Raw genomic sequence first — 10,673 nt, 5'->3', positions numbered from 1 at the left:
GCTCGAGCCGCTGATCCGCAAATTCGAAGAAGCAAACGGCATCGCCCCCAATGTCCTCACCTTCACCGGCAAAACCAAAGGAACGGGTAAGAGCAAGGCCTATGAGCTGGCTTACAGCACTGATCCCAAACGAACGATGTGGGTTGTGCGCGAGAAGGACGAGCTGAAAGAAGTGAAAGGGTGAAAAGGAGAATTAAAGGTGAAAAGGTGAAAGGGTGAAAAGGCGAATTAAAGGTGAAAAAGTGAAAAGGTGAAAGGATGAAAGGGGTGAAAAGATGTTGAGACATACTTTTCACCCTTTTACTTTGCTGGAGGGGGGAATGGAAGATGTGGTAGGTTGGGAATTGAAAAACCTACACATTTTTTACGCCATAATTCGAAAGCTGTAAGAATTGGGGGAGATGAGTGGCGGATTATTCATAGCGAATGGCTTCGATGGGATCTAACAGCGCAGCTTTTTTGGCGGGATACCAACCGAAGAAAACGCCTGTGAAAGTGCAGACGGCAAAACTCATGACGATTGTCCAAGCCTGGATGAAGATTGGCCAGTGGGCAAGTATATTGATTGCATAAGATGCGCCGACGCCGAGGAAGACGCCGATGATGCCGCCCGTGACACTGAGGAGGATGGCTTCGATGAGGAATTGGTTGAGGATGTCGATGCCGCGGGCGCCGACGCTCATGCGAAGCCCGATCTCACGTGTGCGCTCGGTAACGCTGACGTACATGATGTTCATGATTCCGATTCCACCGACGATCAGTGAAATACCTGCCACGCAACCGAGTAGGATCGTGAGCATGTTGGTGGTGGAGTTCATCATGCTTGACAATTCTTCTTGCGACCGAATATTGAAGTCATCAGCATCGGCTTCTGATGTGTCGGTTGCGTCTTTCAGTTTGTGGTTATGTCGGAGTATTTCGGTGATCTGTGCTGTAGCTTTTTCGGTCACACCCTCGGTGATGGCTGAGCATTGGATTCCGCCGAGGTAAGTTTGAGCGAGGATGCGTTTCATGACAGCTGTGTAAGGGGCCAGCACCAAGTCGTCTTGATCCATGCCCATTGAGTTGTAGCCTTTCTTTTTCAATACGCCTACGACACGAAACGGGATGGAATTGAATCGGACGACCTTGCCAATAGGATCGCTTCCGTCGGGGAAAAGATTGTCGATCACGGTTTGTCCGAGCACGCATACTTTAGCACTGGTCTTGATATCGGCATCGGTGAACATTTCGCCGTCTTCAACACTGAGCTGTCGTATTTCCAGATACTCGCGATTGACGCCATAGATAGTCGACGGCGTGTTGTTGTTGCCGAAGATGAATTGTCCGCTACTGGTGACCACAGGGCTGATGGCTTTGATATAGTCGCATTCATCCTTGATTCTCTCATAGTCAGACATCTTCAATGTCTCCATCGACGAGGCATCTTGTCTGACTCCGCCTCGCATGTCGGCTCCGGGACTGATCATGATCATATTACTGCCCATCTCCGATATATTGGCTTGAATGCTCCGCTTAGTGCCCTGACCGATGGCGAGCATGGTGATGACCGACGCGATACCAATGATGATGCCTAATGCGGTGAGGAATGACCGCATTTTGTTGGCTGCGATGGCCCGCAAGGCTATTTTGAAAAGATTTCCGTAATTCATATATTATTCGTCTGAGTTTGGAGGTAAAGCTGCCAATCCTTCGGCTGCCGACATGATATGCTTGTTGTGTTCGTCGTTGATCACGCGCCCATCGCGCAATTGGATGTTGCGGCTGGAGTAGTGGGCGATGTCGGGATTGTGCGTGACAAAAATAATGGTGCGCCCTTCGGCATGCAGTTTTTGGAACAAGACGAGGATCTCGAAGCTCGTTCTGGTGTCGAGGTTGCCTGTTGCTTCATCGGCTAAGATCACGGCAGGATTGTTGACGAGTGCGCGAGCGATAGCAACACGTTGCATTTGTCCGCCCGACATTTGGTTGGATTTATGATACAGTCTGTCGCCGAGTCCCACAGCTTTCAAGGCTTCCACGGCTCGTTCGAATCGTTCTTTGCCGGTCACCGCGCTGTTATACATCAAGGGGAGTTCGACATTCTCAACACTGGTGGTCTTGGGCAGCAGATTATAGTTTTGGAAAATAAATCCGATTTTACGGTTGCGAAGCACAGCCCGTTCTGATTTCGACATCGTGCGGACGGCCACTCCGTCGAGGTAATATTCGCCGCTGGTAGCGTGTCTAAGCATCCCAATTGATTGAGAAGTGTGGATTTTCCCGAACCCGACTTGCCCATGATGGTTACGAATTCGCCTTCGTGAATCTTGAACGATACGCCTCGCAGCGCATGCACGATTTCGTCGCCGACGAGGAAGTCGCGTTTCACATCTTGAAGTTCAATGACAGTTTTCTTGTTATCCATCTTTATTTTTTCTTGTTATCCTTTTTGGGTGGTCCCGGTGCAAAGGGACTGCTCTCTTTTCCTTCATTGTTTGGATTGCTGTCGGCATTGTCTGTCACTTTTATCTCTGTGATCACGCTCTGTCCTTGGGTCACTCCGCTGACAATCTGCGTGTGTGTGCCATCGGTCATTCCGATATTTACGGCGTGTGCTCTGAGGGTGTTGCCTTCGATGGTCCACACTTTGTTTTTGCCGTTTGTGTCGATGATTTGCTTGTTTTCCACCGTCTCTTTTGTGGGTGTGAAGCGCAAGGCTTTGCTTGGGACGCTCAACACGCCTTGTCGCTCGGCTGTGTAAATGGTGACATTGGCAGTGAGACCCGGTTTGAGTTTCAATTCAGCGTTGGGTGCATTGATGACCACTTCATAGGTCACGACATTATTCGTCGTCTTTGCCTCTTGTCTGACTTGTGTCACTGTGCCTTCAAACGTGTCGTCGGGGTAAGCGTCTACGGTGAATGAAACGCGTTCGCCCTGTTTGACATCGCCGATGTCGGCCTCGTCTACATTGGCCACCACCTGCATGTTGGTCAGGTCTTTGGCGATGGTGAAGAGTTCGGGTGTGGAGAAACTGGCGGCCACCGTCTGACCTTCTTCTACGCTTTTGGACAGCACGATACCATCAATGGGCGAAGTGATTGTGGCATACCCTAAATTGGTTTGTGCCCGGCGCACGTTTTCTTTCGATTGAGCCACTTGTTCACGGGCCTGCTTATAAGTGAGCTGTGCGTTGTCGTAGTCATTGGCACTGATCAATCCTTTTTTATAAAGTGCGTTATAGCGATTGAAATTCGCCGTCTGGTAAGCCAGCGCGCTTTGAGCACTGGCCAGATTAGCTTTGGCTGTATTCAGTTCGCTGGTGAGATTGGTCTTGTCGAGTTCGGCAATCACCTGTCCTTTTTTCACCACGCTGTTGTAGTCCACATACAATTTGCTGACGATGCCGCTCACCTGTGTGCCCACGGTGACAGATGTCACCGGCTCGATGGTTCCTGTGGCCGTGATGCTATTCTGAATATTGGCCGGAGCCACCCGGGCCGTTTCAAACGAAACCTCTTCTGGCTTTTTGTTGTTTGAAAACAACCAAACAGCAAGCGCTGCGATCATCAAAAGACCGACGCCTATCCAAATTTTACTGATTTTTTTCATCTCTCTCTCTCGTTTTTATCCTCTTGTTTTGTTACGCTATCTTGTTTTCATTCCATTTCATGTTAGAAACACTGTTTCTATTCACTTTTTAGTCCATTTCAAACCATTGCAGGTCGATTCTACTTTAATTCTCCTGTCTGATAGAAGTTCAACAAGTCTATATTCAAGATGGTGAGATATTTGCTTTGCAGTTTATTCTGTTGTGCGGTGAGCAGATTGGTTTTTCCGGTCATCAACTCGACAATGTTCTTCAACCCCAGGCGAAATTGCTCACTCAACAGGTCGTAACTCTCTTGCGCACTGGCTACGCTGACTTGCGACGAGCGGAATTTGTTTTGATTGGTCGTGGCTTCGAGCCAATAATTCTCGATATTGGAGTAGAGCTGTGTCTGTTTGTCGCGCAGATCGAGCATATTGTTCTGTCGCTGGATGATGGCTTTGTTGACTGCTGTCTTCTTCGACCGGTTGTCGAAAATGGGAACGCTCACCGTCACGCCGCCCATCACATCAAAGTTGGTTTTGAGTTGCGTGCCCCATGCATTGTTGCTCATCGATGTGGTGTTTGTGCCCACGCCGGCATTCATGCTGATGGTGGGCAAGCCCTGTGCTTTGGCAATCTTGATGTTGAGGTTGCTGCTTTCGATGGCTAATTTGCCGTTTCTGATCTCGGGACGCTGCTCCAATGCGGCGAGGTAAACGCTGTTCAGTGCAGGGATTGGCTGTAAAGCCATCTCGTCGGTGGTGGTCGGAATGACGACATCAAAGGCTTCGTCGTCAGTGATTTGCAGCAGTTGTTTGAGTTGTCGCTTGTAGTTTCTCAGATTGCTTTCGGCAGCCACGATGTTGTATTCGTCCTGTGCACGCTGCGCGGTGAGCTGTGCCAAGTCGGCCTTGCTCATTTTTCCCACGGCAAGCATTTCACGTCCGCGCTCCTCATTCTTTCGACTTGTTTCCAGACTTTGTCGATTCACAGCGATGGCATCTGTGGAATAGAGAATTTGCACATAGAGTTGGGCGATCTGTTCTTGCACGGAGTTGGCCGTCACAGCCGAATCCAATGCGGCTTGATTCGCCAAGAGTTGGTTTCGTTTGATGGTGTTGCGGTTTTGATTGCCGTTCCACACGGTCCAATTGGCGCTCACGCTGTAACTTCCGTTATAGTAGACCTTGTCTATACTCGACTGCACATAGCCTCCGGCCACTGTCGAGCTCCCCGTCTCGGGCCACGGACGATAAGTGACCGATTGCGACGTGCTGGCGTTTAACGAAGGCAATAATGCCGCTCTCGATTGCAGCACGTCTTCTTCGGCACTGAGCTTGGAGAGTCGGTTTTTCTGAATCGTGATGTTGTTTTGCATGGCATACTGGATGCAATCCTTTAAAGTCCATTGCTTGGCTTGACTTGTCGTTGGAAAAACGGCAAGCACTAATCCGGCCAATGCGGTGATCCGAGATTTCTTCATAAAATATTCTGTTTTGTAATTGACAAACTCCGGCGCGCCGAAGATTATTTTGTTGGTTAGACTTAGAATCGTCGTAAAAAGTTTATCAAACATTCGGATTCTTAACAAACGTTTGTATTCTGATTGCTGTCTATCATCATAGAGAGGGTATAAAAAGGATGATTCCGACAGCTCGAAATCATCCTTGTCTTATTGTCTTAGTTGTTGAGACTTTGCAGTCGGGCTATATACTTGCCCAGAATGTCGAACTCCAAGTTGACCACCGAGCCAATCTGCATATCACAGAAGTTAGTGTTCTCGCGCGTGTAGGGTATGATGGCCACGGTGAGACTGTTCTCCGTTGGTGTGCAGACCGTGAGAGACACGCCATTGATGGTTACAGATCCCTTGTCGACTGTGAAATATCCGCGGCGCGCCATCTCCTTATCGAATGGATATTCAAAGGTGAAATACGTGGAGCCGTCGGCATCTTCCATTTTCGTGCAAATGGCAGTTCCGTCCACGTGTCCTTGCACGATATGTCCGTCCAAACGCCCGTTCATCAGCATCGAACGCTCTACGTTGACGTGATCGCCTACTTGGAGCAGCCCGAGATTAGACCGGTCGATCGTTTCTTTCATCGCCGTTACCGTGTAGACATCGCCTTCGATCTTGACCACTGTCAGGCAAACGCCGTTGTGACTCACACTTTGATCGATCTTCAATTCATCGGTGAAAGTGCACTTCAAACTGAAATCGATATTCTCTTTCTCTTTATGAATGGCCGTGACTGTGGCCATCTCTTCTACAATACCGGAAAACATAGTTATTAAAATTGAATTTTTGAAAGCGAAAACGGCAGAACAGGGTCTGCCGTTTTTGTGAAAAGGGTCATATCGATGATGTGATGAAACTCCGAGCAATATAAGATTTGAGAGCCCTCCGCCTTTGTAATCCACCGGCTTTGCAGCTTGTCCCCGAAGGTTGTTTGTGGCCCGCCATCAGCAAAAGAAGCTGTCTCGGTTTTTCTATTTTATTTGATGAGTATCCCGATCGAATCGATACAACCCTCATGTGATCTCCTTTTCGTTATGCAAAGGTAGGCCATTTCCCCCAATGCGCCAAATATTTGGAGCGGAAAATCCACCCTGTTTGCTTTCAACGTGAAAGATTATTAAATTTCAATTCACCGCTTTCGATAGTTCGGTGCAATATACTAACTTTGACAAAGATTTAATTCCTAAACTATAAAACTATCGTATGAAGTGTTTATTTAATTTATTTTCGGCAGTCGTGGGCGCCCTGTTCTGCCTGCCGACAACTGCCGCAGAAGGTGTGGCCGACTATCATGTGGTGCCGTTGCCCCGTTCGGTTGTGATGCAAAAGGGGGATGCTTTCGTGCTTTCTGCCGACACCAAGATCGTTTATCCGGGTGGAAACGCCGAGATGAAGCGCAATGCCGAGTTCCTGGCGGAGTATATCAAGGAATCTACGGGCCTATCGTTGGATTTGTCGACAAAGTCTCGCAGCAAAATGGCAGACATCAGTCTGGTTTTGGATAAGAAAGTTTCGGGAAGCGAGGCTTATAAGCTAATTGTCAACAAGAAAGGAGTCACAATCTCAGGAGCATCTTCTCAGGGTGTGTTTTACGGTATTCAGACGCTCCGAAAAGCATTACCCATCGTGCAAAATACGGTAAGTCTGAAACTGCCTGCTGTGATTATCACCGACACGCCGCGTTTCTCTTATCGAGGAATGATGTTGGATTGTGCGCGGCATTATTTCCCGGTGAGTGTCGTAAAAGAATATATCGATCTGCTCGCGCTGCACAATATGAATGTGTTTCACTGGCATCTGACCGAGGATCAGGGGTGGCGCATCGAAATCAAAAAGTATCCCGAGCTGACTAAAATCGGTTCGGTGCGTAAGAAAACCGTCTTGGGGCGCAATTCAAATGTGTTTGATGACACGCCTTACGGAGGTTTCTATACGCAGGATGAAGCCCGCGAAATCGTGCGTTATGCCAAGGAACGTTACATCACGGTGATTCCCGAAATCGATATGCCGGGTCACATGTTGGGCGCTTGGCCGCTTATTCGCAGTTGGGTTGCACCGGCGGACCGTATGAGGTGAGTCCGTTGTGGGGCGTGTTTGACGACATTCTCTGTGCCGGCAACGATAAGACATTCGATTTCGTGAATGGTGTGCTCGATGAATTGTTGGACATCTTCCCCTCGGAATATATTCATCTCGGTGGCGACGAAGCGCCGAAAACCCGCTGGAAGAGCTGTCCCAAATGTCAGCAGCGCATCAAAGATGAGCATCTCGTGGCTGATGGGAAGATGTCGGCAGAAGACAAATTGCAGGGCTATTTTATGACTCGCGTGGAGAAATATCTCAACAGCAAGGGTCGCAAGATGATCGGTTGGGACGAAATTCTTGAAGGCAACGTCGACAAGAGCGCCACCATCATGTCGTGGAGAGGTATGGAAGGCGGACTGAAAGCCTCGGAAAAGGGTCACGATGTGATCATGTCGCCCAATAGTTATGCTTATTTCGATCATTATCAGGCGAAAGATCGGCAGCACGAACCGCTGTTGATCGGCGGTTATCTGCCGTTGAGCAAGGTTTATTCATTCGAACCCGTGCCCGAGAATCTCAGCGATGCAGCCAAGCAACACATCTTCGGCGTGCAGGCAAATCTTTGGACCGAGTATATTGCATACAAAGGATTGATCGAGTATCAGGTGCTTCCGCGCATGGCCGCTATTTCGGAGATACAGTGGATCCCGTCTAATCAAAAGAATTATGATGCTTTCAAGCAGCGTCTCGCACGCCTGATGGACATGTATCGGATGTATGGATTCACTGTTGGAAAGATGGAATAAAAAAAGGTAGGGAACTCCTATAACCTTTTAAATTCATGGCGTTGCCCTGCGAAAAGATTATTTTCGCAGGGCAATTTCTTGATAGAAAATTTGCACGTTTAAGATTAATTATCTACCTTTGCCGCCGTCTTCGACAGTTGATAGTTGATAATTGACAGTTGATAGTTATTATATATGATCAAAAGGACAAATATAAACGGCGTTGCGATGCAAAAGAACTCCGCTTCTCTTGCATCTTTTAACGCTTTATATTTGCATATCTCGGAAAAAGTCTTAACACACACACACACACACACATCTTACCTGGCGTAGACGCCTTTCACGTCTCACCCTACGCGCGCGCGAGGGGAGACGACTAAACCCCAATAAACAAAGGGCTTCTCAGAGTTCCCTTTGTTCTTCTTTTCATGCCCTTTTGCCAACTTGGAAAGGGGGAATTTTTCACGAATTATTCACTCAAAACATAGCGATTATGAAACAAAAACAATTAGAGAGATGGGCTTATGCGAAGCCCGAAATCGAGGCCATCCGCTTGGAGACTCACAGCGAACTGATGGACACCTCGTTCCCCAACAACGGCGGACATAAAAAGGCCGAGGACGACGGCGACGAACTCAATGCCAAGCAAGGCTGGTTTGACGAGGACGAGGAAAACCTTTGGGATTAATTTAAGTAAAACAGAAAAGAAAGATTACATGAACATGAAGACGATCAAAACATGGGTGCTGTTGGTGGCAGGATTGCTGTTGACAGCCGGCTGCGCCAACGACGACACAGCAAGTAAAGATAACGAACAGGAGCCAGGCACCGAGGGTCTCACCAGCTTCGTAGAAGAAAATAACGCGACTCGCACCACCGCCGAATACGACAACGGAGGCCTAAACTTCTTTTGGACTGCCGGCGACCGTCTGTGGGTCAACAACGGCGCGCTGACACAAGATTCAAAGAACAATATAAACTCGACGCTCGAATTACATCCCACTATGCCGACTACTGCGGTGAAACGAGTAGCCAAGGCCAAATTCTGGTTTGCCGGCACCTTCACAGCATCGAGCTATCCCGTTCGTTATACAGGTAAGAACGGAGCAAGCAACAAAGTAACCATTAAGGCAAACCAGGCACAAACCGTGCCCAACGATGCGAGTCATATCGGCGAAGATGGCGACTGCGGTGTAGCCACAGCCACCAAGCCCGTAGGCAGCGAGACATACGGCTTCACGCTCGACCACAAGGCCGCCTATGCCACGTTCCTACCCTACAACTCTAATAGGGTGGCGGCCGACTTCGTTATCCAAAAGATTACAATAATGGCCGACCAAGCCCTTTGCGGCACATTCGATTTCAACGACAATGGTATTGATGTCGGCTCACGTCCCGCACCCACCGCAGCCAACAAAGTCGTGGAACTCACGTTGAACAACTTTCCCATCCCTGCTACGGCTACGCCCACGACCAATGCCGCTACCGCAGTCATCGCTCCGGGCAGCTACACCAATTTTATCGTAATTTACACACTCCACAATCCCATCACCAACCAAACCGGAACCGTTACGAAGCAATATCCCGGCACTGTAACTTTTACCGAAGGCAAGAACAAGAAGATTTCGCAAAATCTGCCCCCCGATTATTCTGCCGCAGGTTATTACATGTGGGATGCCGCTGCAGACAAGCCCTATTGGTATGGTCATCTTGATTCCAACGGAATACCTGACGGTAATTATCCTCAAACAAATACTGACTCTCGCTGGTATAGAGAAGACGCTTCTTGGCCTTGCCCCTCTGCCAACCGCAGCTGTAAGGATTGCCCCAACGCGAACGAATGCATTTGGTATGCTATGCAAGGCGATCCACACTATGACGATGGCGACGAACTCTGGACAATGATGGGGCACCTCTACCAGTGCGGCATGTGGTTTAAGAAAAAGGACCACATATTGGGCTTTACCGCCTCCAACTATAATGGCACAGATTACCGCACTACAGCTCCCTACTTTACCAATAGTGATACGAATCACGGTAAGCCTGGCAACATAAAAGATTACTTCTACCTCCCCGCGTCCGGTTTCTACATAAATGGTACGCTGATTGATGTTGACCGTGGCTACTACTGGTCGAGTACGCCTTCTCCCACAGGGACGGGCAACGCGTGCGCTCTGGACTTCTCCTTCGGTGACGTGAACGTGAGTGATAACCTTCGCAACAACGGGTTCCGGCTTTGGAAAGCGCAGTGAGTCAGCGATTGATTCGTCGGCCGCGGCCGAAAGCTCCAAAATGAGAAAAACGGCGTTTCGGCCGCAAGTGAGGAACTGAAAATTGCGAAAAAACAGCGTTCCCTCCGGGGGGAAAATCAAAAAATCGCGAAAACAGCGTTTCCCTCCGGAGGGAAAACGAAAAAACTGCGAAAACAGCGTTTCCCCCGGAGGGAAAACAAAAAAACCGCAAAAACAGCGTTTCCCTCCGGAGGGAAAATCAAAAAACTGCGAAAACAGCATTTCCCCCCGGAGGGAAAATCAAAAAACCGCGAAAACAGCATTTCCCCCCGGAGGGAAAATCAAAAAACCGCGAAAGCAGCGTTTCCCCCCGGAGGGATAGCTTATTTTATAATCTAATCAATTTTAAAACTATGGAAATTAAACAACTTCACAAACAGTTGCTCCAAAACATGGAGCATTATCAGTTTGCGTCGCGCGTGTTGCAGCTTTGCAACGAGGCCAAAGTGGGGAAACTCACGGCGGTGTTGGGTCCGCTC

The 10,673-nt window shown here is 48.8% G+C and carries 7 protein-coding genes and 2 pseudogenes; 4 read left to right on the top strand and 5 right to left on the bottom strand.

Features of this window, described 5'->3' with window-relative positions:
- Positions 1-184: pseudogene (locus JCM12259_RS16820) on the top strand (DUF6261 family protein); the annotation flags it as partial.
- A 229-nt stretch (positions 185-413) separates the two neighbouring features.
- Here the strand turns inward: JCM12259_RS16820 and JCM12259_RS11560 are convergent.
- From JCM12259_RS11560 to JCM12259_RS11540, 5 genes are all read right to left on the bottom strand, one after another.
- Positions 414-1,652, bottom strand: a complete 1,239-nt coding sequence (locus JCM12259_RS11560; RefSeq protein WP_025066573.1) for an ABC transporter permease — start codon at positions 1,650-1,652, stop codon at positions 414-416.
- A gap of 3 nt (positions 1,653-1,655) precedes the next feature.
- Positions 1,656-2,294: an ABC transporter ATP-binding protein gene (locus tag JCM12259_RS15335; protein WP_234396605.1), complete on the bottom strand. Its 639-nt coding sequence runs from the start codon at positions 2,292-2,294 to the stop codon at positions 1,656-1,658.
- 115 nt (positions 2,295-2,409) lie between these two features.
- Positions 2,410-3,594, bottom strand: a complete 1,185-nt coding sequence (locus JCM12259_RS11550; RefSeq protein ID WP_025066572.1) for an efflux RND transporter periplasmic adaptor subunit — start codon at positions 3,592-3,594, stop codon at positions 2,410-2,412.
- 119 nt (positions 3,595-3,713) lie between these two features.
- The gene (locus JCM12259_RS11545; RefSeq protein WP_025066571.1) at positions 3,714-5,057 is read right to left on the bottom strand and encodes a TolC family protein; all 1,344 of its coding nucleotides are present in this window, start codon (positions 5,055-5,057) and stop codon (positions 3,714-3,716) included.
- Between the two features lie 197 nt (positions 5,058-5,254).
- Positions 5,255-5,860 carry a riboflavin synthase gene (locus JCM12259_RS11540; protein WP_025066570.1) on the bottom strand — a complete coding sequence of 202 codons (606 nt, stop codon included), beginning with the start codon at positions 5,858-5,860 and terminating at the stop codon, positions 5,255-5,257.
- Between the two features lie 436 nt (positions 5,861-6,296).
- On the opposite strand from JCM12259_RS11540, the pseudogene JCM12259_RS17785 reads away from it, so the two are divergent.
- From JCM12259_RS17785 to JCM12259_RS11525, 3 genes and pseudogenes are all read left to right on the top strand, one after another.
- Positions 6,297-7,924, top strand: a pseudogene (locus JCM12259_RS17785) (beta-N-acetylhexosaminidase).
- A gap of 472 nt (positions 7,925-8,396) precedes the next feature.
- Positions 8,397-8,591, top strand: a complete 195-nt coding sequence (locus tag JCM12259_RS11530) for a hypothetical protein (RefSeq protein ID WP_025066569.1) — start codon at positions 8,397-8,399, stop codon at positions 8,589-8,591.
- A gap of 28 nt (positions 8,592-8,619) precedes the next feature.
- Positions 8,620-10,155, top strand: coding sequence for an Lcl C-terminal domain-containing protein (locus JCM12259_RS11525; RefSeq protein WP_036889009.1), 1,536 nt, complete (start codon positions 8,620-8,622; stop codon positions 10,153-10,155).
- Positions 10,156-10,673: the final 518 nt, after the last annotated feature.

The organism is Hoylesella enoeca JCM 12259 (assembly GCF_000613405.1).
Taxonomy (GTDB): Bacteria; Bacteroidota; Bacteroidia; order Bacteroidales; family Bacteroidaceae; genus Prevotella; species Prevotella enoeca.
The sequence above is the reverse complement of the archived record's forward strand: the minus strand, read 5'-3'. Positions and strand labels throughout refer to the sequence as shown.